Source organism: Verrucomicrobiia bacterium, assembly GCA_035765895.1.
Taxonomy (GTDB): Bacteria; Verrucomicrobiota; Verrucomicrobiia; order Limisphaerales; family DSYF01; genus DSYF01.
The window spans coordinates 1-23405 of the sequence record DASTWL010000032.1; the positions used below are offsets into that span (position 1 = coordinate 1).

Consider the following 23405-nt stretch of genomic DNA (forward strand, 5'->3'; position numbering starts at 1 on the left):
TCCAGCCAGATTTCCCGCCAATACGGATAGATGGCCCGCGGACAAAACATCCGGCAGTAACTATAACGGGACTGGCAGATGACGTTGTCCAGAATGATGGCCTCATTTTTTATCCGGGTCATTTTGCCCGTGCGCTCATCCAGGATCTGCCCTACGCGGCGCAGCACCCGGTAAGTGCCCCCGCAGTAGGGCACCATCTCGGCATCAAAATAGAGGCCACGATTTTTGTTGGCGATGTTCAGGGTCTTGAGGATTTCCTCATGTGATTTGACCCGCACCAGTTCCCCGGGTTGCAAATGGAGCGGGGTTGCCAGCGTCGGCGTCGATTCATTCACGGGAATGGTCCCGGTGTGCCGGGGAAAACGAGTCCCGCGCCACAAGGGGTGAAACGTGTCGTAGAACCACCGCAATGGACGTCCCAACCCCAGCCTGGCGTTGCTCAAACGATAGTAAGTGGCATAAACTCCGCCCTTCACCATTTGCCATAAACCCACATTGCCCGACCATAAGTCTTCCAAGTATTGCCGCGCATCCCACCATTTGAGGTCCGTGGTGGCATACGGCAGTTGCGTCGCCTGACAGACGTAAGCCGGATCGTGCGGATCTTGCGGACCGGGCGCGCGGGTGCCCGCCAGCACATCCTGCTCGGTGCAACCGGCCGTTCCGCTCGCGGTAAGGGGCGCCGCCTGCGGCTGGGCGGGGGCGGCAGCCGGTTGTCCGGGGCCATCCACCCGTTTCAGCCAGGCCTCCTTCCAGAAGATCAAACACCCCGCCTGACACCCGCCGTATTCCGTCCCGCTGCACCGCGTCTCCAGATGCACCGCATCCGCCATGCGCCGGCCCCGCACCGGAAACACGGTGTCGCAGGTCTTGTGGGCTCGTTTAAACACCCGGAACCGCTGGCCGCAATGGCGGAACATCTGCGGCATGAAAGGCAGGCCATCCAATCGGCCCTGCTGGTCCAACGTCCGGAGAATTTCCTCCTTGCTGCGGACTTCAACCATTTCCCCCACGCGTAACTTTGGCATCATAGACATTCATTTGCCGCTCATTGGTCATGGCGGGCTCCAGTTGAACTTTGGGAGTCATCCCCGGCTCCGTTGCCTTCCGCTTTCGATGCAGGCCCAGACGATCGCGAACCGGCCCGGTTACGGCGAGAAACCAGCGCCACCCCGGCACGCACAAGACGGCAGAGCTGCACAAAAGTTGTTGCCAGAGTGAAAGCCGGGCATGCCGAATCGCCTTGAAATACTCCCAGTCACACAAAACCCAATGGGGCAGGAGAATGGCGCTTTTCCCCTTCCGCGGATCCGTCCACGCATAAAGATCTCGCCGCTTGGGGTGCTTGGGAATGGCGGAACCAGCGTGACGCCTTTGCTGATACAAAATCTCGGACATTTCGATCAGCCGGCCACGCATCGCCAGCTCAGCCAGCAAAACATGGTCACTCTCGATCCAGCCCATCAATCGGGTTTGGCGCAGCGCCTCCGCCTTGATCAGACCCCAAAGCGGGTTGGCATAGCACCGGAAAAAGATGAGTGAGGCCAGCCGGCCGCTGGGGGTCGTCAGCGTGGCATCGACTGTGTCCGCGGAAACCGCCTTGACGTTGCCAACGTCGTCAATGATTTCGGCCTTCGAAAAAACCAGCACCGTGTCGGCGGGGCTGTCGGCGAAGGTTTCCAGGCAACGCCGCAGCAGGCTTGGATAAAGGACATCATCGTGGGAAGCCCACTTGAAGAATTCGCCGCGCGCGAGTTCGAAAACCCGGTTGTAATTCCCGCGCGCACCAATGTTATGCTCGTTGCGGTAATAGCGGATCCGCGCATCCCGGGCCGCATACTCCCGGCAGATGTCCGGCGTCGCATCCGTGGATGCATTGTCCGAAATAATCAGCTCAAAGTCGGGGTAATCCTGGCCGAGGATGGAATCCAAGGCCGATCGCAAATACCGCTCGCCGTTGTAAACCGGCAAGCCGACGCTGACCCGAGGAATGTGTGCCGACATAAGACGCGCCTTTATGTTTCCGGTGGTTGACCTTTTCCGCGTTGAAACATTTCCCTGACCAAATCCACGAAGAAGGCTTTCTGCCCCATCACCCACAACAGCATCCCCGCATCAACCGCCAGCACGAGCCCCAGCCCGCACAGCAAACGGAGCACCGGTGACCATGCCTGCCCCAGCAGGAGGTTGAAACCCAACCCGGCCGCCGCCGCGCACAGACCGGACAAGGCCGCCGGTCCGAGTGACTTTAAGATGTCCATGAAGCGAATGCCGGTCCCCCGGATCGCCCAAAGGATGACCGGCACGATCAAAACCGTCATCACCACCGAATAGGCCAGGGCCACGCCCTTGGGGCCGTAATGCAACCCGCCCAAAATGCCCAGAATGACCGCGGGCGCGATCAGCAGGGAGATGTTGAAGCTGCGCACCACCCGGCCGGTGGAAATCAAAAACCACCCGAACGGATTGATCATGCCAAAGGCGAGCACGGTGGGGCCCAGCAACCGGAAAATGGGCACCGCGCCGTCCCACTGCGCCCCCAGCGCAATATGAATCATCTCCGGTGCAAACAGAACACAGCCGAGGGTAACCGGAATGCAGAGTGACACCACGGTGGCATAAACCTTCAGAAAGGAGGTCCGCAAACGCGCGGGCTCGGATTGCAACCGGGAGAAGACCGGAAACGCCACGGTGTTGACGGCATTGTGCAACTGGGTGGTGGGCAGGTTGACCAGGGAATAGGCGCGGCCGTAGAGTCCCAGCGCGTCCGCTCCCCAAAAGCGTCCCAACAACACCTTCTCCAGGTTGTAACCCAGATACACCACCACATTGTTCAACGTCAGGATGCCGCCAAAATGCAGCGCCGAGCGCAGCCCGAAGCCCCGCCGGGGCCGGCCGGGCAGCCACCGGACGGAAAGCCACAAACCCGCCACGTTGACGAGCGGGGCGGCCACCATGCTCCCCACCAGCGCCCAGTAGCCGCACCCATAGGCGGCCATGGCAATGCCGGTCAATGAACCCGCCACCAGCGAGGCGATTTGCACCTTGGCCAGGGCGAGAAACCGCATCTCCCGCACCAGCAAGGCCGAGTGTTGCACGCCCAGGCCGCCCAGCAAAAACGTCGAGGCCACCACCAGGGTCATCCAGAACAGCCGCGGCTCGTGGTTGAAGGCGGCCAGCAAGGGCGCCAGAAGGGCCACCATCAAGGCCAGCAGGGTGCCCAACGCCACATTGATCCAGAACAGCGTCGACGTTTGCTCGTGCGTGACGGTATCGCTTTGAATGGTGGCCATGCTCAGACCGATGTCCCCAAACAAACCAACGATGCCGGTCCACGCCACGATCATCCCCTGCAAACCGAAATCCGCCGGGGTGAGCAGCCGGGCCATGACCATGGTGGTGGCCGTCGTGAGCACGAACTTGAATCCCTGGGAAACCAGGGTGACCGCGCCGCCGCGCACGGATTTGCGCTTGATCTGCTCGGCGTTCTGCCGGCCAAAAATCCGGCCCAAGCCGCCGGCCGGATTCGGTTCCGCCGCGACCGCCCCCGGTTGACTGATGGGAGCAGACTGATTCATCTCGTTTGACACTGTGTGTGTTGCCGATTCAGGTGAACAAAGCCGGCGGTTCTTTCACTTGCGAGGGGACGTTTCGAAGTGTTGCCGGCCTTCGCTGCACGGGCGCGATCGAATGTGCTCCCGGTAAAAGATCTGGGCCCGGCGATAGGCCGGAAAAAAGCGGAGCAGATTGAACCAGCGGGTGCAAACCAGCGCCACGCCGACCACAAAGTAATAAGGATTGAACCGGCGAGCCACATACCGGCCGCAGGCCCGGAGCTGCCGGAGTTGATCAATGACAAAGACGTTCCAGTAGATGACCGACCAGGGGGAATGTCCCCGGAATTTCCGGTAGAGCCCGGGATGCTTGTAAAACAGATAAAACTCGCTCTCCAGACATTTCACCCAGCGCGCCCGCCGCACGAAGGTGTCGCGACGGGGTGGATGTTCAATCTGCGCGGCGGGCGCATAAACGATCGCACCCTGCGGCATGACGCGCCACGCGAGGTCGGCGTCTTCGTTGTGAGCAAACGAAAACGATTCATCGAAGCCGCCCGCCTGTTCAAAGACAGTGCGGGCATACGCCGCGTTGCACGTGGGCACGGCCGAGTCCAGTCCCTCCATGTCCACCTGGTGCGTGAAGGGCGTAATCTGCTGCGGGTTCGTCGTCGTGCGTCCCTGCAGGACACAGGCGCCCGTGGTGGTGAACGCCTGCAGCAGGTTCTCCAGCCAGCCCGGCGTGGCGAGGCAGTCATCATCGGTGAACGCGATGTAGGGTGCCCGGGCCGCCCGCGCCCCGGCGTTGCGCGCCGCGCCCGGCCCCCGGTTGCGGGTTTCCAGCAAGGTCACATTGGGCTGGGCAACCTGCAGGCGGCGCACCAGGTCGCCGGTCCCGTCGGTGGACCCGTCACTCACCACCACCACTTCATAGTCCGCCGTCGGCAGCGTCTGACGCGCCAGTGATTCCAGCAACTGACGCAACGAGTCACGCCGGTTGAACGTGGGCACCACGACGGAAATGCGTGGCGCCGCCACGGCACTCTCCCGAACGGGTGGAGACGAAACCTTGGGAATGGTATCAACCATGGCCACCTCTTAACGAATGACCCGGCAGTTTACGGCTGGAACGGACTCATGCCGGACGCCAACGCGGCATCCGGCTCACCACGGCGTCATAGGCTTCGGCAAAGGCGGACAACCGGCAAATCCGGCACAACAGGAAATACACGGTGACACCGGCTGCCACCTGGACCACCAACCGCCCCAGTTCCCCGCCCAGCGGAATCAGTCCGGCCAGCCACACCGCCCCGCCCATGACCGTCGAAATGCCCAGATAGGGCGACAAGTCCAGAATTTGTTCCTTCCACGAGTAACCAAACAACCGGACCGAGTAATGGCAATTCAGCGCGCACGCGATGATCGAGACGACGATGTCGCCCAGAAGCAGGCCTTTGACGCCATAGCGGAACGTGACGGCAATGGCGGCCACCAGAATGACCTTCTTGATGACTTCGAGCCGCAGAAACAAATCCGACCGTCCCTGGGCGGACAGCGCGTTGAGGTGAATCAGGCTCAGCGGATAGAGGGCCCCGCCCACGCACAGCAACTGGATGTAAGGCACGCAGGCCTCCCACTTTGCCGTCAGCAACACCACCACCAGCGGGTGGGCGATCACGGCCAGCCCCGCCATCATCGGAAAGTTGATCAAGGCCAGTCCCTGGGCGGCCTTGCGCACGCCGCGTTTGAGCTGGCTCTTGTCCTGTTGCACCGCGGCGAACACCGGGAAGGAGACGCGCCCGACGATGCTGCACAGATTATCGACCGGCAGTTGCTGCATCTGTTTGGCGCGCGTAAACAATCCGAGCGCCGCCGGCGTGTAGATGCGGCCGATGACCAGCGAATAAATCTCGTTGAACGCGCTGTTCAGCAACCCCGAGGCGAACAACTTCGAACCGTAGGGCAGCAGCTCGCGCAAGGAGGTCATGCTGAACGCCGCCACCGGCCGCCAGTCGTGGTAAACCCACAGCAACACCACGCGGAGGGCATCGCCAAGCAACACCTGCGCCACCAGGCTCAACACCCCGCAACCGCGCATGGCCATGATGACGGCCACGATTCCGGAAATCACCGTGGAAAGCGCGCTCGCCTTCAACTGGGTTTTGAAATCAATCTCCTTGGTGAGGAGCATCGTCTGCACCAGCCCCAGCGAACCGATGAAAACGTCCAGCGCCATGAGCCGCGTGAGACTGGTGAGAATGGGCTGCCGGTAGAACTGGGCGACCCACGGCGCCGCCAGATACAACGCCAGCGCCACCAGCGCGCCGAAGAGCACGTTCACGTAAAACACCGTGGACTCATCTTCGCGGGTGGTGTTTTGCTTCTGAATCAGCCCTTCCCCCAATCCGCAGTTCACGAACACGCCGGACACGGCGAGGAAAATGCCGAGCATGCCGATCAAACCAAACTCCGCCGGCATGAGCAGGCGCGCGAGAATGACCCCAATGGCGAAGCGGATCACCTGCACGGACAGGCGCTCCACCCCGCTCCAGACCACCGCATTGATGGCTTTGTGTTTGAGGCTCACGACGAACTAGCGGACTGATTTGGCGGCGTGCTCGGCGACGGAACATACGACCCGGGCGGGAACCCCATACGCGACCACCCCGGCCGGCACGTCCTTGGTCACGACGGCCCCCGCGCCCACGATCGACCCGGCACCGATGTGAATCCGGTCGAGAACGATGGCACCGATGCCCAGCCATGCCGCCGCGGCCACCGTCACCAAGCCGCCCAGGCGGGCACCGGGACCAATGTGAGCCCCGGCCTCAATGTGACATTCGTGATCCACGCTGGCGCACGTGTTGACAATGACGTTCTGGTCGAGGCACGCCCGTGGGCCGATCACGGCCCCCGCGGCGACGACAGCACCGGGCCCAACCCGGCTGTTGCCGGCCACCGTGGCCCGGGGATGGATTGCGGTTGCCAGGGAAAGACCTTTTGCCTCAACCACCGCCGCCAGCTGCAAGCGGGCCGCACAATCGCCAAAGCCAAATACGACATGCGTCACCCCTTGAGCCGCCGCCTGATCCAGATACTCCCGCCCGCCCAGCACCGGAATGCCTTCGACCAGCGTTCCGTGCCGGTCCCGCTTGAAATCATCGATCATGCCGGCGATGGCGACCTCCTTTTGCTGGCTCAGGATGTCGGCCACCACCAAGGCGTGACCGGATGATCCCCAAATGATGACGGTTTGATGAGCCACTAGAATGAACCACGCCGTAGCGTCGCGAGCGATTGATTGAGAGAAGGAGCCTCCGGCGCAGGGCAAATCACGCCACCGGCTGTTCGACGGGCCGCACCGCCTGGGTGCGGCGGGGCGTTCGCCGTCCCAAATGCCGGATCAGCTCGCAAATCTTCTCCACGTCCGCGAGCGCGAGGGAATCGTAGATCGGCAGCGTCAGAATCCGTTGGGCGATGCGCCGGGCCTGGGTCAGCGGCGCCGTCAGGGCCACATTGCGGTAACAGGGGAAATCGTTCACCAGCGGATAAAAATAGCGCCGCGTGAAAACATTGTATTGCTGCAATGCGGTGTAGAGCCCGTCGCGGCTCAGGCCGAATTCCGCCTCATCGATTTCGACGGGGAAATAGGCGTGATTGAACCGGACGTTGCCCGCCGGGAGGTGCGGCAGCCGCAGCCCCGGAACGTCCCTCAGGCAGGACCGGTAGAGCGCATCGATTTGCGCGCGCCGGCTGATGATGGCCTCCAGATACCGCAGCACCTGCAGGCCCATCAGCGCCTGAAACTCGTTCATCTTGGCGTTGGTGCCCGGCATGACCACCTCCAGCTCGTTCTCAAAGCCGAAATTCTTGAGGTAGTCGAACGGCTTTTTGAGGCCCGGATCGGTAAACATCAACATGCCCCCCTCCACCGAGTGGTAGAGCTTGGTGGCGTGGAAACTGAACATGCTCAGGTCACCATAGTGGCCGATGGATTTGCCGTCCACGGTCACGCCGAAGGCGTGGGCGGCATCATACAACAGCACCAGCCGATGCCGCCGGGCGATGTCCGCCAGTTCGGCCAGCCGGCAGGGATAGCCATAGACATGCACCGCCAGGATGGCCGTGGTCCAGGGCGTAATGGCCGCCTCCACCTGGGCCGGGTCGAGCGTGTAATGTTCCGGCTCGATGTCCACGAACACCGGCCGGATTTTGTTCCAGTAAAGCGCGTGCGTGGTGGCGACAAACGTGAAGGGCGTGGTGATGACTTCGCCGGACAACTGCAATCCTTGCAGGGCGATTTGCAGCGCGAGCGTGCCGTTGTTGAACAGGCACAGATTGTCGCTGCCCATCAACTCCGCCAGTTGCCGCTGGAACCGTTGCACCACGGGACCGTTGTTCGTGAGCCAGCGGGAATCCCAAATCTCCTGCAGGCCTTCCGTGAATTCGGCCAGCGGCGGCAGAAACGGACTCGTTACGTAAATGGGTTTTTCAAACGGCTTCAACATGGGGTGTGAGGGGTCAATCGCCGGATCCCGGCGGTGAGCGGTGTCCAGTCAGGACCGCACCATCCGGCCCAACTTGCGCCAGCCGCGCTTGGAAAAGGTCAGGGTGGCCAGCGCCGGCCGCACCATTTGTTTCGCCAGCGGTGACTTGCTGCCATGGTAGTAAAGTTGCGCCTCCCAGGGAACGCGGCCTGCGCCCACGTATTCCTGCAAGGCCTGGGCCGCCGCGGGAAAATCTCCGGCCTCGTAGGCCAGGCCCAGCACATGCAACGCCGACCTTGCCCTGGCCGCCCGTCGGGCTTCGGCTGAACCGCCGTATTTGGCCAGGTAGTAATCCAGCACGTCCTTGGCCGACAACGCGAACCGCAACGCCCGGGCCGGATTGCGGGATTGGGAGGCCGATTCCGGCAGGAAGCGGTGCGTGGCCAGGGACTCCGGCAGATACTTCACCTTGCCCCGCCGGGAAACTTCCAGCCAGCGCTGGGTGTCGCCCATTAGAAAACGGGCATCATAAAACTCCGGGCACTCCTGGCAGAGCGGCAACAGGACCGCACTCCGGAGGCAGACCGTCAGCGTCAGCACATTCCGTGACCCGGAGAGAATCTCGTTGTAGGCATCGGCATCATCCAGCCCCGGACGCGCCCCCAATGCGGACGGAATCAGCCGGCCCGAACTTTCATAAAGTGCGCGATAGTCGCTGTGCACCATCACGTAATCCGGGTTCGCCTCCAGAAAGGCGACCTGCCGCGCCAGCTTGTCTGGCGCATGCCAGTAATCATCCCCTTCACAGTAGGCGATGTATTTTCCCCGGCAGGCCAGTTCACAGCGCCGGCAATTCTCATGCGCCCCCACATTTTTGTCTCCCGTCAGCAACCGGACCACCTGCGGGTGCGTCCGCGCGTATTCGCGCACGATGTCGCGCGTGTTGTCGGGTGAACAATCCTCGCCCACGATCAACTCGACGGGAAACGACGTCTTCTGCTGGAGGACGCCTTCAATGGCCTCACGAATGTAAGGACCATGGTTGTAGGCCAGCATCACCACGCTCACCAGGGGCGGAGCGGTTACTGGGTCCGAGGGACAAATCATGGCTGGCGGCAGCGCGTTCAAAAGTGTCGGTGTCGTCAAGCCTTGGTTCCACTCGAACGGCCCGGGCCGGCGAACAAACCAAGAGTTCGAAAGACTAAGCTTGGGCTGGCAGCCCGTCAAACGTCAGCGGATTTGACGGACTCCCAGCGGAGGGTGTTCGGATTGAATTTTTTGACCACCCGGGCGGGTGCGCCCACGGCGACCGAATAGTCCGGGATCGAGGCTTTGACGACCGAGTTGGCGCCAATGACGCAGTGCCGGCCAATGGTCACGCCGGCCAGAACGACCGCGTTGTGCCCGAGCCAGGTGTGCGCCCCCACCGACACGGGCGCAATGCCGTCAATGCCTTGTTGCACGATCGGAATGTCCGGGTCGCGAAAGGCGTGGGAATGGTCCGAGATGAAAACATTGCGGCCCAGCAGGACGTATTCGCCCAGCACGATCTGGCGGGCGGCGGAAATTTGCGCCCCCATGCCAATCCCCGTATGCGAGTGAATGACGAGCTTGGGAGCCGCGTTGCCGTCGGCATCGCCCACGGTTTGCAGCCAGCAGTTCTCGTGAATCCGGACACCTTCGCCGAACACCATCTGGTGCAACCCGCGAAACCGGAACGGCGGGGAAATCCGTGAACTGCGCCCGAACTCCTTGAACTGTCCGGCCAGCAGCCAGGTGAAGAGCCGGGTGCGCAACCGATCCTGCAACTCGTAGGCCCGCTCAATGAAGCCAACACCCATAATGGAATTCTCTGCAAAAGGACCAACGAACGGAGCGCGGTCACTTCACTCATGAACCGGAGCGCGGCTGTCCCAGCCGCAGCACCCCCGATTGTCAGCGCTCCTCCTTGAAAAATGGGAACACCTTTGTGCCGGCCACCCGCTGCGGCTGAGGACAGCCGCGCTCCATCAGTTCAGAGGCGCAAAGCGTCAACGCGCTTCCGCAGTGGGGCCGGCGGGAGGCCGGTTCCACTACGGTCACTGCGGGATGATGCGGAGGTTCTGCGGCGGGCTGAGGTAGTTCAGGATGGCCACGCTTTGCAGGGACACATAGGCCTCGCGGCCGCGCACGATGAGCTGATGCGCACCGGCCGTCAGATTGAAGACCGCCGGCACGAATTCGTTGTTCCCGTCGGAGCCGCTCCCGCGCCAGCTGACGATGCGCTGCTCAAAGCCCGAGGTCAGCGGGATGTCCCAGATCATGGTCGGATCCACCGGCTGACCATCCACGTTCACAAAGAAGGAATTGTTCGCGTCGTTCGGCGCACTGACGACCGCCTGGATCACGTAATTGCCCGCGTTGGTGATGTAGAACGAGAAGACCGCCTGACCGCCCAGGGTCGGATCGACCGTTTGCACGGATTGCCCGATGGCGCCACCAGAAAGGGCGAACGGCGCCGTGACGGTGGCATCCGCTGCCTGGAAACTCAACCCGGCGGTCGGGGACGGCGGCGCGACCACGCCCACAGTCAGCGTGGAAGTTGCACTGGCCAGGCCATTGTTCACCGCCAGCTTCCAGACAAAGGTGCTGCCGGCCATGGCGGCCGTGTAATTGAAACTCACGCTGCCAACCGCGCCCACTCCGGTTTGGACCACTGTGTCGGCGCCGCCATTGACGGAATAACTCCATTGCCAGGTCAGCGGCAGACTGTTCGGATCCGAGGCCGTGGCCGAGTATTGCACCACGGAACCGGCGAAGACCTGCGGTCCGGCCGTGTTGGTGTTCACGTCCGCCCCGCTCTGCGTGATGGCGGAAACCACCGGCGGAAGCTGCAGGCCACCGCCGCCGCCGCCACCACCAACACCGGAAGTGGATGCCTCATAGGCGCCAATCGACCAACCGCCCACCGCAGGACGCGGATTGCCCGCAATGTCCTTGTCCAAGCCGGGCAGGACCGCGGCCAGCGCGGTCAGATTGGTGCCGGCGCCAATGGCCGGACTGTTGGTCTGCAAACGCAGGTCATTCAGGGTCGAACTCGCATTGGCCAGGCCGAGAGTGATGTTCAGGAACAAGGGATCGGCCACCACGCCGTTCTTTTCCCAGCCATACGCCTGCATGCTCGTAATGTTCCCCTCTCCCCACACCTTGGGCGCATAAAGATAATTGCCCGTGCCATTAAAGGACTTGTAAAGATTGTTGTTGATAAACCAATTCGTGACGCCCCACGTCCACGGAATGGTGCCGGTGTCGAATTTGGCCACGAAGTTGTTGCCGCTCCCCAACATCGCATCGTAAAAGATGTTATTGGCCATCCAGACCTTGCCAATGGGACGGCTGGGCGCGTTTTCGTTGCTGAGGGAAACATCGAAGGTGTAGCTGTCGTAAAAGGTGTTGTTGAAGACGCGGACGAGCTGATTATTGCTGCCGTCCAAGGGGCCGTCGCCAATCACGACGTTGCCGTTGGCCAGACCGGAGCCAATGAAAACGTTGTTGTAGATGTTACAGCTCGGCCCCTCCGTGATATACATCTGCGCCGTGCCGCCGCCCGAGCTCTTCGTGTAGTAGAATTTGTTGTTGTAAAAATTGTTGTGGGTCCCAAACGAGGCGCCGCTGTAATCCACCCGGAAGAAGATGCCATCGGTATGTGGCCAGCCACCGTAACCGGTCCAGTAATCCTGATTGAACTGGTAGTAATCGTAAAATTTGCAGTCGTGCACGGTGATGTAATCCGTAAACGTGCCGGTGGTGCGCACATTGATGTCCACGCACCACATGATGGAATCCGTGAACGAGCAGTTGGCCACCGTGATGTTCGTCAAGGTGGGACCGGCGGAGAAATTACAGCCCTGCGCCATCCGGGAAAAATTGCAGTTCGTCACCAGAATGTTCCCGTAGGTGGCTGCCATGTTGGGAAAGCAATCGATGCCCATGCCATCAATGGAACCGGCACTCATCGGCTTCTGGTTATACCAGTAACCCAGCATGGACAGGTCGCAGTCCTGCACGGTGATATTCAGCGCCGTGGCCGACAAATTCACGCCGGCCCCCCAGTTGGCGGCCACGGCCGCACCGGTGTCGGGGGGCAAGGTGGCCGAACCGCCCAGCTGCGTGATGACGAAATTGCGAATGACGATGTTGGACACCGCAGCCGAAGAGTAGAAGGCGTTGTGTCCCGGATTGCTGTTATTGTCCGTCAGGACAGCCTTGCCCGTGCCCCAGGCTCCCGCACTGTTGCCGTCAAAAGTGACCGGATTACCCAGCGTGCCGCTGGCATTGTTCAGAAGAATGCCCGTTGAATTGGCCGAGGTGAAGACATACCGGACCCCGCCTTTGAACAGAATCGTGTCATTGGGCTGGAGTTTTTGAGACAACGGATTCCCGGAGGCGGCAGGATCGCCCGGGCAGTGTTTCCATGCGGCACCGGTCGAAGTGCCGGCGTTGCTGTCTGAACCCGCGGCATAGTCCACATAATACGTCGTGGCTCCAGCCGTTAAGGCAAAGCAAGTTGTGGCGATGGCCGTGGTGAGAACCAACGGGAACAGCCTGGGGCAAATTTTCATAGCATTTTCCAAATAGACACGGGCGACGGACTCAGCATACCACGTCACCCGCGTTACAGGAAGCAAGCCACATGCCGAGCTGCCGCGGCACCTGCCGGACAGCCATTTGAAAGCTTGGAGCCTTTACGCATCAGGTTGGTTAGGCGCGACAATGATCGACACTTATTTTTTCATGAGCCGGACAAATGGTGGGCAAAAAGCTCGTCGCGCGCACGGAAAGAGACGCATTCTGCAACGTTGCCGAACATGCCAACTCACCCCCGCTGCACAATCATTTGCGGGCTGCCGGGCAGCCGATAATAAACCCACTTGTGGGCGCGGGAACACAAACGAACCACGGCATCCACCAGCCCGGAACGTTGTCTGGCGAGGCCGCTCAGTCTCAATTGGGTTCGGAGATAACTTAGATGCCGGCGGGCGACGCTCCGGGGCAGACGCGAGGCCCAGGGTTCAACCGTTTGCAATCCCGCAATGATCTCCATCGTGCGTTGCAGCGCCCCCACGTCGGAGGCCGTGGCGCTCAAGCTGTTTGCCGCGCCCCCGTGCCAGACCACCAGGGGCTCGGCCACGTAAGCCCATGGGCCCATCAGCGCGAGGCGCAGCGCGAGGTCGTAATCTTCCAGCAAACGAAATTTTTCATTGAAGAATCCCGTTCGCTCCAGCAATTCACGCCGCACCGCCAGCGTCTGATTGGAAAGGATGAAACGGGTGAGCAGCACTTCCGCCGGGTTGGCCCAGATGCCGCTCGGCTCGTGCGGGAGCAAACCGGCCGCGGCAAACGAAGTCCTTTCGGTGCCATCCGCATTCACCATGCGCGCATTGCAAATGCAGCACAACACGCCGTGGGGACGCAGTTGTTCGAGCAAGGCCACCTGGCACGCCAGCTTCTCCGGCAGCCAGGCATCGTCAGAATCCAAAAAGCTGATGATCTCGCCGTTCGCCTGCCGGATGCCCGCGTTGCGGGCACTGCTGGGTCCTCCGTTTTTCTGGCGCACCAGCCGGACGCGGTCGCCGTATTCCTGCAACTGGTCGGCCGTCGCGTCGGTTGACCCGTCGTCCACCACGATGATTTCCACCGGCCGGTAGGTTTGGGCCAGCACACTGTTGACCGCCCGTTGAATGGTGTGCTCCCGGTTGTAGGCGGGAATGATGACACTGACGAGCGGGCCCTGGTGAACCATTGGAACCGTTGAAATCATGAGGCGGTCAATTTTAAACGGGCAGGCTGGCAACCCACCCGCCGCGGCTCAACGACGGCACCGGCCGGCCGGCTCTCCACGTTTCTGCCGCACGGCGATGGCAGTGCCAATGCAAATCACCAACCAAGCGGACCACGTGGGTTCGGGCACGGCGATGGCCGGGCCGTTGCCGTCGGCCGCGATCTGCCACGTCCACGTGGCCGGGTCGCCGACATCCGGCTGGGACAGGATGGTGATGTCCAGGTTGCCATGCCACCCTTCCGAACCGAGCCCCAGGTAGTTGTCCGAGGTGTTTCCGTCGTAAGCCGGGAGGGTGCCGTTGAGCAAATCCGCGTAAGGTGAAAAAACCAACTGCAGGGAGGGTTCAGGCAGGAAGGTCGCGCTGGATGAGCCCTGCGAAAGGTATATCTTCGCGTTCGACTCATAAAAGTTGAACGTGTAGCTCAGCTGCCAGAGGCCGGAGGGAGAGTTAACCGCACCCGAAGGGATGCCGCTTCCACTCAGCGTCAGCGAGAATTTGTCGTTCGTGTCGGAGGCCCACAGCGCATCCTGCGCCTTCGCGCCATCTGCGACCATGAAGCAACAACCAGCCACAATGAAGGAGAGAAGGCTTGTATTCACAATTGTTAAGGGATGGCTCTTCTGAGGAGTGCCAGATACCGGAACTTGGCGGACAGTTGTTTTGCCCGTTCATAACCATGCGAGGGCTACGTTTCATTGCGTGTTTCGGGGACACTCAAGACAGGTTCCGTCGGTTGCGGTTGCGGTCTTGATTGAGTCTGCGCGGTTGCGCCCTTTGCTTCGGGCTCAACGGCTCCCGCGTCAATACGACGCTCAATCCTGCGCCGCCACATCGTTTTCAATCGCTGGGTGAGCTGCAATTTTGTCAGCAGCCACTTGGTCAGTTCAACGGTAAAAACGCGGCATTTTTGCAGGAGATTCAAAATCACGCCCGCGGGCGACCGGCGGAACACGCACCGGGAAACTTCCGCGTAACAGTCCGTGCCGAAGCGCTGCTTGTAACCGGCGTCACCCAGCCCAAAATCCACATATTCGACCCCGCTGCCGCAGTGATCACGAAAGGCCCGCAACAACAGAACCGTCCCGATTTCATAGCTGCGATAGGCCGGATCATAGCCCGTTGAGGCGAGATAGAGCGTGTGGTGATACTCGAAGCAGTGCCAGAACGCCCCCGGTTCATCCCGGATGAACAGCACGTAGCCCCGCAACTGGCCACGCCGGGCCTCATTCCGCATGCGCTGAATGCTTTCGTCTTTGAGCTGGAAGCCGACCCCAAGACCCCGTTGATAGGTCTTGCTGGCGACGCGTTCAGCCGCACTGGCAAAGGCCTCCACATCGGCCTCGCTCACATACTTCTTTATGGTCCACTGCCCGGCAAAATCGCGATCGAGCACCCCATCCAGCCGCTTCAGCCAGTAACGGTGCTTTTTACTGCGGGCCTTCAAAAACTCCTCCCAGTTCCCTGGCATGCGCATCCGCCAATGCTTGATCCCACTGGACAAATCACTCGAACGCAGGGCGCTGAAGGTCCGGTGCAGGAAGGACAACGGCACGGAGCCGACTTGGATTTGTTCGAATACGACCCGGTCAGGGGCCAGTTCGGCAAACACGCGGTGAAGGCATTGTGCGAATTGTTGCCAAATCTCAGGGGCACATCGGCCCATGAATCCGCCCTCGATCCATACAACCTGTCGGATGGGGATGCGAAACAAGGTGGCATACCCCAAGGAAACTGGCATGCTGGTCTGTTCCAGCCGGCCGGCCAGCAACGCAACGGGACGTCCATCTTCGAATCCGGCCAGCACACAGGGAGAGATGATCTCCGACCGGCTGCGCAGAATCATCGTAAAGAACTCGTAGTCCGCTCCCGGGTGCCATTGGACTTCCTCCCAGAACGGACGCAGTTGTTCCAATGCCTCCGGCGTGCTGATGATTTTAATTTCCATGTCGCCCATGCGTGCCCCGCTACTTGGTGGCGGTGGGGTTGACCATCTGTCCGTCCAAGGCGGCGTCCGCGCCGTCCGCCACTTCCGCCGCCGCCGGCTGGGTCGCGGACAGGCTGTCCGCCGACGCAACACAACACTCCTGGGCCAGGCTGGAAACGGCCGCCAACTGCATGAACCAGACCATATACATCTGGTCAAAATAGGTGATCCCAAACCAGTTGCTGACATGGACCATCAGCATGACCCCCAGCCCCCAGAGCAGGTATTCGTTTTCGGCCGGCTGGGACGCATTCACCCGGCTGGCGGCGAGCGCCCGGCCCAACTCCTGAAAGGCGCGCACCAGCAGCAGGATGAACAAAATCATGGCGCCCACTCCGGCCGTCAGGCCAAAGGCAATATATTGATTGGTGATGTCCGCCCCGCCGGTCGTATCCAGATCGTAAGGAAACCACCCGGCCGTTTGGGTGATGGGAATGCCCGACAGCCACCATTGGCTCAAGTGCTGCATGGAAACATCGATGAGATAGGAACGGTGCCAGCCGTCGCCTCCGGTAATGGATGCCAGCCGCGCGAAGATATACCAGACGGGCGCTTTCATCGTCACGTCGAGGAGTGCAATGACCCCGACAATGCCCCAGCGCACCAGCCGCATCCTGGTGCGGAAGCGCCACAGGGCCCAGCACGCCAGCCCGGTGGCCGCCGCCGAAGCCGCCCCGCCCGCATTGGCCGCCCAAGCGAGCAGCAGACAAAGCCCCGCGCCCAGCAACGCCCGCTTGCGCTCGTTGAACAGGCACGCCATGCCCACGTAGAGCGGGAGAAAAGTCGCCCCAAACATGCCCTGCGTATCTGGCTGGCGGAAGCTGCCGAAGCAGCGCGGCCGACCATTGCGCATCCAATGGCTGCCCCCCTCAATCCCCCCCATGAAGGCAAATGGATTGTGGTGGGTGAAGCTTTCAGTCAGCACGATCAAGGTATACGGCAGAAGCACGATGACGAACGCGCGCAGAAACCAGCGAAAGCCCTCGACGCTGTTGATCAGTCCGCGAAAGGCGAAGTAACACAGAAAGGCATCGACCGCGATGCCGATTTGATAGGCGACTCCCTTGCTTGAACGAAGCAGGAAGACCACCGTCGTAAAAACATAAAGCCAGAGCAGCGCCTTATCGATCCGGTTGAGTTGCCGGAAGGAAAACTCGCCACGTGACACAACCCGGAGGAAGGCGGCCAGCTCCAGAAAACGGTGCGGGAACATGTTGAACCCGCCTACGTGAATTGCCTGGCCTTCGGTCAGATAAATCACCCCCGCCATCATCCCCAGCAGGGCCCACTGGCGTGGCGCCACCCACACCACAAACAGCAAAACCAAAAGGAGCGCAGCACCGACCGGATTCATGATGCCTGCCCTCTCTCCAGGTTGAGCCCCATGCGCCCGTGCAAATTCAACGTTTGACGATAAGCGGACAACAGCATGTTCCCCGCCGCAGTCCACGTCATCCCGGAAAGGCCCTGAAGCGCTGCCTCACGCAGCTTCGCCAGGAGGTTGCGGTCGCGGTGCAACAGGGACAGGTGTGCGGTCAATGCGTCCACATCGCCCACCGCATGCACCAAACTGTTCTCCATGTGGCGACACAGATCCGTGCAGGCGTCCGAGACGAGCGCCACACATCCGCTGGCCAGGGCTTCCGTGCAGACCAGCCCAAAGCCCTCCTCAATGCTGGGCAGCACGAACAAGTCACACTGCCGCATCAGTTCGGGAACGTCGTTGCGATGGCCCAGGACCTGAATGCTGGGGTGGGCCAGCAAGGGGGCCAGTTTTTGCTGGTAGGCTGGAATGAACTCGCCCGCGATCAGGAAGGTCCCATCCTTTGATGCCTCGGACTTCAGCCACGCTTCGAGGGCATAATGCAATCCCTTGCGCACCGCACAAACCCCCACAAAAATCATTTTCAAACCGCCGCCAGCAGGACGAGGTTCTGAAGCCGGATGATACTTCTTTTCGTCCACTCCGTAAATGAACCGCACCAGACGTTCGCGCGGAAACCCTCGATCAAGAAATGTCCTGGCGGTGAATTCGGAAGGACACAACAAGCTGTCGGCCTCCTGATATTCCTGCTCTTCCTTGGCCAGAAATCTTGCGTTGTAGGCGTGCTCGTGGCCGGGGGGCAGCGGCACCCCGATGCGTTCGCACTCCTGCCGCACCACTTCATAAGCGAAGCGGGTGTGGGCGTTGCAGCGTTCCAAGGCCACCGGAATGCCCAGCCGTTTCGCCGCCCGAATGGTGCGCAAGGCCCCGAGCGGCCACGCATGAATGACATCGACCTTCCCCGCCAGCGCCGGCAGCCGCCGTGCCACCAGCCAGTCGTGCAGGGCGCACATCCGGTAGGTGCCGAGCAAACGATAGGGCAGCCGCCACCGGCCCCGTGACAACGTGGTCTCCACCCGCACCGGCCGTTGAAACGGACGCACCGAGTCACCCGTGAGCACGCGCAGCTCGGCGCCCGCCGCCGCCGCACTGTCGATTTCATACCACGCCGTTGTGCAAATCCGGCTCATCCCCAACCGGTGGGGAAAGCTGTGCAGCACCCGCAGGGGTTTTTGCTCCGGAATGGATGACGGGCGGTTTTCCATTGAGTTAACGAAAGGCCGTTTACTGGACGCGGCTTCCCTGGAGCGTCGGGGACAGCTTGACCGTCGGGCTTTCTGGCGCCACCGCGGGTGGCGCATCGACGAAGCGTTGTTGCCACAGTTCCAGCGCGAGCAGGGAGAACACTTCCTTGGCGAAACGGCCGGTGCGCGCGTTGGCCCGCAGCAGGCGGCTGACCTGTTCCTTCGCAAAAAAGCCGCGCCCCAGCGCCCGGTCCGACAGGAGCGTCGCCTCGAGGCCGGCCTTGAGGCCGTTGCGCAACCAGCCTTCGTAAGGCACCGGGAAACCCGCCTTTTTCCGGTTGAGCACGTCCGCCGGCAGCGCGCGGGCGAAGGCGGCCTTCAAAATGCGCTTGGTCTCCGCGCCGCGCACCTTGAACTCCGGCGGCAGGGAGGCGGCAAATTCCAGCACCCGGTGGTCCAGCAACGGCACGCGCAGCTCCAGCGAATTCGCCATGGTCATCTTGTCCGCCTTCACCAGCAGGTCGTCCGGCAGCCACGTCTTGCTGTCCACGTAAAGCATCCGGTGCAGCAACGGCTCGTCCGGCACGGCGCGGAGCAGTTCCGCCACCTGGCCGGCGGCCGACACGGCGGCGGTGTGCCGCCGGAATTCCGGGGTGAAAAAGGAATCCGCCGCGCGGTTGAAGAACGCCGTGGGGCCCGACGTGCGGCTGAAGTATTGCGAGGCGAGCGGCCGGCCCAGCGCGGCGCCATACCGTTGCAGCCGGCGGTCCCCGGCGAGGTGGCCCGTCCACGCCGCCAGCCGGCCGACCGGGGAGGCCAGCGGCCCGAGCCCGGCCTGGAGCCGGTCCAGTTGCAGCATGTGGGGGTAGTTGGGATAGCCCGCAAACGCCTCATCACCGCCTTCGCCGGACAGGAGGACCTTGACGTGGGACCGGGCGAAGCGGGTGACGTAATGCAGCGCGACGGCGGGCGGTTCGCAGACGGGCTCTTCCATGTGCCAGACGTAGGCCGGCAGAAAGTCCCAGAAATCCTGCTCGGTGATTGTAATTTCATGGTGGACGGAGCCGAACCGTTGCGCGGCCTGGCGGGCGAAGGGGCGTTCATCCACCACCTGATCGCCGGCAAAACCCACGGTGAAGCTCGCCACCGGCCGGGCGCTGCCCTGCACGGCAAAATTCAGCACGGCGGAGGAATCCACCCCGCCGCTCAACAACACCCCCACCGGCACGTCCGCCATCAGGTGATCCCGCACGGTGTCCCGCAGAAGATCATGCAGCTCCGAGACGCAGCCCTCGAAGGAGCAGTCCCAGCGGTCCCGTGTGAAACGCAAATCCCAATATTGCCGCACCGTCATCCGGCCTTTTTCGATCATCAGCCAGTGACCGGGAGGCAGTTTATGCACCGCCTTGAACAGGGTGGCCTCGCCCGGCAGGTAGTTGAACGCCAGAAACGTCCGGAGCGCCGCAAGGTTGACCTCCCGGCTCACGGCGGGGTCGGCCACGATGGCCTTCAGTTCGGACGCGAACTGGAGGCCGCGCGCATCGGCTGCGTAGTAGAGCGGCTTGATGCCCACACGGTCGCGCGCGAGGAACAGGCGCTGCCGCTTCGCGTCCCAAATCGCGAAGGCAAACATGCCCCGCAGTTCGTTGACGCATTCCGGGCCCAGGTCCTCGTAAAGGTGGATGATGACCTCGGTGTCCGAGCGGGACCGGAAGACGTGGCCGCGCGCCAGGAGCCGTTCCCGCAGTTCCGCGTAGTTGTAAATCTCGCCGTTGAAAACGATCCAGACGCTTTCGTCCTCGTTCGTCATCGGCTGTGCCCCGCCGTCGAGGTCGATGATGGACAGCCGGCAATGTCCCAACCCCACGTTGCGGTCGAGGTGGATGCCATTGCCGTCGGGCCCGCGGTGCAGGATGGGCGTCAACATCCGCAGGATGTCGTGCTCCGTCACGCGGGCCGCCGCGTCAAAAACCACCTTGCCAGCTATGCCACACATGATTTTTTCACCTCGGGCGCACTGGCGCAGGCCAGACCCGAACGTTCCCCGCCCGTGACCGTCACGGGTTCATCGGCCCGCGGACCGTGCTTCGCCGCCGCCCACACCTCCAAGCCGAGACTCCAGCGCAGAATCGCGAACCATTTGCGCAACGAAGCCGCGGCGTTGGGCCGGCCGCGCAGCCGGCGCACCAGCGCGACGACGCCGGTCAACGGCAGCCGCACGAGCGCCGCCGCGCCCAGGGCCAGGCGATACGTTCGCGCGACCCCCGCGCCGCGATGAAACCGCAGCAACCGGCAGACGGATTCCCGCATCATCACCACGGAAAATGAACTGCGCGCCGCACTGGAGGAACCGCCGCCGTGATGCACGATCACCGCGTCCGGCACGTAGAGGCATTGCCACCCCGCCTGCCGGGTGCGCTGGCACAAATCAAGATCCTCGGAATACATGAAGAACCGTTGATCAAATCCACCCAAGGCTTCAAAGACCGCCCGCCGGATCAGGATGCAGGCGCCCGAAACGACCTCCACGGCGGCCGGCCGGGTGGACGGATCATGGAGCGGCGCCACGCCCCACAACCGCGACCGCGGGAACCGGCGGCGGAGCCACTCGGCATCGAGCAGTTGATTGAGCACCGTGGGAAAAGATTGAATGCAACTGGTCTGGAGCGAGCCATCCGTGTTCAGCAGCCGGGCGCCGGCCAGGCCCGCGGCCGGATGCTCCGCCAGCACCTGCACCAGCCGTTCCACCGCCGCACCGACGACCTCCGTGTCCGGGTTCAAAAACAGCAGCAGCGCGCCCGTGGCGGCGCGGGCGCCCAGATTGTTGGCCGCGGCGAACCCGATGTTGGCGGCGCTTTGCACGTAGCGCGCCGCCGGGAATTCCCGCGCGAGCATGGCGTCACAGCCGTCGAACGAGCCGGAATCCACCACGATGACCTCATGAGGGCAGCGGCACTGTTCGCGCAGCGCGGCCAGGCATTCCCGGACGTAGCGGCACGAATTCCAATTGACGATGACGATGGAAACCGTCACCGGCGTTCCGGAGACGGAAGCGTCTGGCGCGGCGGGGTCGCGATGAGGGGAACGGGCCATCAGGTCAATCCCAGAGGCTGGGGCGGAAGGTCAGTTTGCGCAGTTGCTGGTCGCGCACGTAGCGAATCAGCCGGCGGTCGTCCACACAAGGCGTGGCGCTTTGCCAGTAACCGCTCAGGTAACCCCAGGCCAGGCCGGCCGCGCCGACCAGGTAGGGCCGGCGAAGCGTGCGCCGGGCGCATTTCGCCAGCATGAACAGCGGATGATAGCCCGTCACGTAATTGGCCCGGCCGTTTTTGACCCAGCCGCGCCACAGCCCGTCCGCCGAACCGGTGAACTTGAGCTGGTGCAGCTTGAGTTCGGGAAAGGTGCGCGTGGTCCAGCCCAGCATGTTGGCCTTGAGTTCGTCCACCGTGTCCCAGCCGGGCGCCCGGACCAGGCCGCCGATTTCCTCCCAGCATTGACGCCGGTAAATCTTCGTGGCCCCGCGCACGTGAAAACGCGGGTCGCCCGTTTTCTCGGCCACCAGCCGGCCGTCCACCTGTTCGCAAATCGTGCCGCCGCCGATGCCCAGCCGCGGCTCCTGTTCAAAGCGGGCAAAACAGCCCGGAAAGAAGCCGGCGTCGAACGCCAGGTCCCCGTCGAGCTTGGCCAAATAATCCCACGGCACGTCACGGAGCAATTCGTAGCCGTCGTAGAACGCCTCCACGACCCCACCGCCCGATTTGCGAAAGCCGCGGTCCGGCCGGGTGACCGACTGGATCCAGGGATGCCGCTGGACGGCTGCGGCAATGATGGCCCCCGTGTCGTCCGTCGAGCCGTCGTTGACAATGACCCAGCGCTTCGGCGGCACCGGCTGGGCCGCCATGGACGCGATGGTCTGCGGCAGGTGCCGGCCCTCGTTGCGGACCGGCGTGATGACGACGTAATCAGGCATGACTTGAATGCGGGGAAAGGAAAGCGGCGGCGGCGGTCACGGTCAGTCCCGGCTGGCGCCGACCGAGCGCAGCGCTTTGCTCATCGTTTGCAGCGGCCCCAGCCAGTCGTAGGCGCCCGCGAGTTTGGCCGCCAGAAACGGCGGATCATCGTCCTGATTCACCGGCAGGCGCCGGATCTGCAGCAGGTCATCGCCCGGCGCCAGGCGGCCAATCTGGGTGGTGACATGCGAGGTGTAACCTGCCAGCGCGAGCGTGGCATTGAACTGCTTCACAAACTCGCGGTTCGTCCCGGGAAAGGCGTAGGGATACGCAAACGCGCGGCACGCCACGCCCAGTTGCTGCTCGATGGCGGCCTTGGAGTCCTGCAGTTCAGCGCGAATCTGCGGCCAGGCCAGGTCCACGAGCTTGGGGTGATGCACGGTGTGCGAACCAAACTCAATGCCCGCGCCCTGCAACTCGCGCACCTCCGTCCAGTTCAGGCAGGCGCGCCCCATGAATTCACCCCGGCCATTCGAAGACGTGGCATTGGGGGTGATGAAGGCGGTGGGCAGATACATCGTCGCCGAAAAACCGAACTCCCGCAGCACGGGCCAGGCGACCGTGTAAAAGTCGTGAAAACCGTCATCGAAGGTGAGGACCACGGGACGCCCGTTGCGGCCCGGATTGCTTTCCGTCGGCGCCCCGCGTTGCAGCCAGTCGAGGCCGGTCTGGAGGGCAACCCCGCGGCAACCGTTGTCCTGCAACCATTGCAACTGTTCGCGGAAACGTTGCGGACTGGTGCAGACGCGGTGATACGGATGCAGGCCGGGTTCCGCGCCGTCCGAAATGCTGTGATACATCAGGACCGGCAGAAACGTCTCCGGCGACGCGGCGCCGTTCAGGCGCCGGGCCGGCTGCACCAGGTTCAAGGTAATGACACGATCGAGCCGCAAATGATTTTCCTTCCCCTCAGCGATCGAGCACCGTCGCCGGCCCCGGCTGGACCGGGATGGCCGACCGCACCCGCAAGGCGCCGCAAC

At 62.5% G+C, this 23405-nt stretch carries 19 protein-coding genes; all 19 read right to left on the reverse strand.

The annotated features are described in order from the left end of the window. Positions 1-1031: hypothetical protein (locus tag VFV96_06335; protein HEU5070014.1), on the reverse strand; the 1031-nt coding region annotated here is incomplete at its 3' end. Then, positions 997-2004, reverse strand: coding sequence for a glycosyltransferase (locus VFV96_06340; GenBank protein HEU5070015.1), 1008 nt, complete (start codon positions 2002-2004; stop codon positions 997-999). The genes VFV96_06340 and VFV96_06335, both read right to left, overlap by 35 nt. Positions 2005-2015: 11 nt before the next feature. Next, entirely contained in the window at positions 2016-3578 is a 1563-nt protein-coding gene (locus tag VFV96_06345; GenBank protein HEU5070016.1) for a lipopolysaccharide biosynthesis protein, read from the reverse strand. Positions 3579-3632: 54 nt separating this feature from the next. Further along, the gene (locus VFV96_06350) at positions 3633-4643 is read right to left on the reverse strand and encodes a glycosyltransferase (protein ID HEU5070017.1); all 1011 of its coding nucleotides are present in this window, start codon (positions 4641-4643) and stop codon (positions 3633-3635) included. A gap of 46 nt (positions 4644-4689) precedes the next feature. After that, complete coding sequence (locus VFV96_06355) at positions 4690-6141, reverse strand: lipopolysaccharide biosynthesis protein (protein ID HEU5070018.1); 1452 nt, start codon at positions 6139-6141, stop codon at positions 4690-4692. A gap of 6 nt (positions 6142-6147) precedes the next feature. After that, positions 6148-6819: an acetyltransferase gene (locus VFV96_06360; protein ID HEU5070019.1), complete on the reverse strand. Its 672-nt coding sequence runs from the start codon at positions 6817-6819 to the stop codon at positions 6148-6150. A 67-nt stretch (positions 6820-6886) separates the two neighbouring features. Continuing rightward, positions 6887-8062, reverse strand: coding sequence for a DegT/DnrJ/EryC1/StrS family aminotransferase (locus VFV96_06365; protein ID HEU5070020.1), 1176 nt, complete (start codon positions 8060-8062; stop codon positions 6887-6889). Between the two features lie 48 nt (positions 8063-8110). Then, entirely contained in the window at positions 8111-9187 is a 1077-nt protein-coding gene (locus VFV96_06370) for a glycosyltransferase (protein ID HEU5070021.1), read from the reverse strand. Between the two features lie 77 nt (positions 9188-9264). Further along, positions 9265-9882, reverse strand: coding sequence for an acyltransferase (locus tag VFV96_06375; protein ID HEU5070022.1), 618 nt, complete (start codon positions 9880-9882; stop codon positions 9265-9267). 237 nt (positions 9883-10119) lie between these two features. Next, the gene (locus tag VFV96_06380) at positions 10120-12642 is read right to left on the reverse strand and encodes a choice-of-anchor Q domain-containing protein (GenBank protein ID HEU5070023.1); all 2523 of its coding nucleotides are present in this window, start codon (positions 12640-12642) and stop codon (positions 10120-10122) included. Positions 12643-12896: 254 nt separating this feature from the next. Next, positions 12897-13841 carry a glycosyltransferase gene (locus VFV96_06385; GenBank protein HEU5070024.1) on the reverse strand — a complete coding sequence of 315 codons (945 nt, stop codon included), beginning with the start codon at positions 13839-13841 and terminating at the stop codon, positions 12897-12899. A gap of 48 nt (positions 13842-13889) precedes the next feature. Beyond that, a complete protein-coding gene (locus tag VFV96_06390; GenBank protein HEU5070025.1) occupies positions 13890-14462 on the reverse strand; it encodes a hypothetical protein in 573 nt (190 codons plus the stop codon). 86 nt (positions 14463-14548) lie between these two features. Then, positions 14549-15808 (reverse strand): GNAT family N-acetyltransferase, encoded by a 1260-nt coding sequence (locus VFV96_06395; GenBank protein ID HEU5070026.1) that lies wholly within the window; start codon positions 15806-15808, stop codon positions 14549-14551. A gap of 19 nt (positions 15809-15827) precedes the next feature. Next, positions 15828-17201: a hypothetical protein gene (locus tag VFV96_06400; GenBank protein ID HEU5070027.1), complete on the reverse strand. Its 1374-nt coding sequence runs from the start codon at positions 17199-17201 to the stop codon at positions 15828-15830. Then, complete coding sequence (locus tag VFV96_06405; GenBank protein ID HEU5070028.1) at positions 17198-18436, reverse strand: glycosyltransferase family 4 protein; 1239 nt, start codon at positions 18434-18436, stop codon at positions 17198-17200. Before VFV96_06405 ends, VFV96_06400 begins: the two co-directional genes overlap by 4 nt. 19 nt (positions 18437-18455) lie before the next feature. Further along, on the reverse strand, positions 18456-20411 hold the full coding sequence (gene asnB / locus VFV96_06410) for an asparagine synthase (glutamine-hydrolyzing) (GenBank protein ID HEU5070029.1): 1956 nt from the start codon (positions 20409-20411) through the stop codon (positions 18456-18458). After that, complete coding sequence (locus VFV96_06415; GenBank protein HEU5070030.1) at positions 20399-21508, reverse strand: glycosyltransferase family 2 protein; 1110 nt, start codon at positions 21506-21508, stop codon at positions 20399-20401. The genes asnB and VFV96_06415 overlap by 13 nt, the downstream gene beginning before the upstream one ends. Positions 21509-21512: 4 nt before the next feature. Further along, positions 21513-22385: a glycosyltransferase family A protein gene (locus tag VFV96_06420; GenBank protein ID HEU5070031.1), complete on the reverse strand. Its 873-nt coding sequence runs from the start codon at positions 22383-22385 to the stop codon at positions 21513-21515. A 42-nt stretch (positions 22386-22427) separates the two neighbouring features. After that, positions 22428-23318, reverse strand: coding sequence for a polysaccharide deacetylase family protein (locus VFV96_06425; GenBank protein HEU5070032.1), 891 nt, complete (start codon positions 23316-23318; stop codon positions 22428-22430). Positions 23319-23405: the final 87 nt, after the last annotated feature.

Bases quoted from the DNA above. Each gene is read 5' to 3' on its own strand.
- VFV96_06380 (HEU5070023.1), bottom strand. From the start codon at position 12,642: ATGAAAATTTGCCCCAGGCTGTTCCCGTTGGTTCTCACCACGGCCATC.
- VFV96_06415 (HEU5070030.1), bottom strand. From the start codon at position 21,508: ATGGCCCGTTCCCCTCATCGCGACCCCGCCGCGCCAGACGCTTCCGTC.
- VFV96_06400 (HEU5070027.1), bottom strand. From the start codon at position 17,201: ATGAATCCGGTCGGTGCTGCGCTCCTTTTGGTTTTGCTGTTTGTGGTG.
- VFV96_06365 (HEU5070020.1), bottom strand. From the start codon at position 8,062: ATGTTGAAGCCGTTTGAAAAACCCATTTACGTAACGAGTCCGTTTCTG.
- VFV96_06340 (HEU5070015.1), bottom strand. From the start codon at position 2,004: ATGTCGGCACACATTCCTCGGGTCAGCGTCGGCTTGCCGGTTTACAAC.
- VFV96_06345 (HEU5070016.1), bottom strand. From the start codon at position 3,578: ATGAATCAGTCTGCTCCCATCAGTCAACCGGGGGCGGTCGCGGCGGAA.
- asnB (HEU5070029.1), bottom strand. From the start codon at position 20,411: ATGTGTGGCATAGCTGGCAAGGTGGTTTTTGACGCGGCGGCCCGCGTG.
- VFV96_06395 (HEU5070026.1), bottom strand. From the start codon at position 15,808: ATGGAAATTAAAATCATCAGCACGCCGGAGGCATTGGAACAACTGCGT.
- VFV96_06375 (HEU5070022.1), bottom strand. From the start codon at position 9,882: ATGGGTGTTGGCTTCATTGAGCGGGCCTACGAGTTGCAGGATCGGTTG.
- VFV96_06385 (HEU5070024.1), bottom strand. From the start codon at position 13,841: ATGATTTCAACGGTTCCAATGGTTCACCAGGGCCCGCTCGTCAGTGTC.
- VFV96_06420 (HEU5070031.1), bottom strand. From the start codon at position 22,385: ATGCCTGATTACGTCGTCATCACGCCGGTCCGCAACGAGGGCCGGCAC.
- VFV96_06405 (HEU5070028.1), bottom strand. From the start codon at position 18,436: ATGGAAAACCGCCCGTCATCCATTCCGGAGCAAAAACCCCTGCGGGTG.
- VFV96_06350 (HEU5070017.1), bottom strand. From the start codon at position 4,643: ATGGTTGATACCATTCCCAAGGTTTCGTCTCCACCCGTTCGGGAGAGT.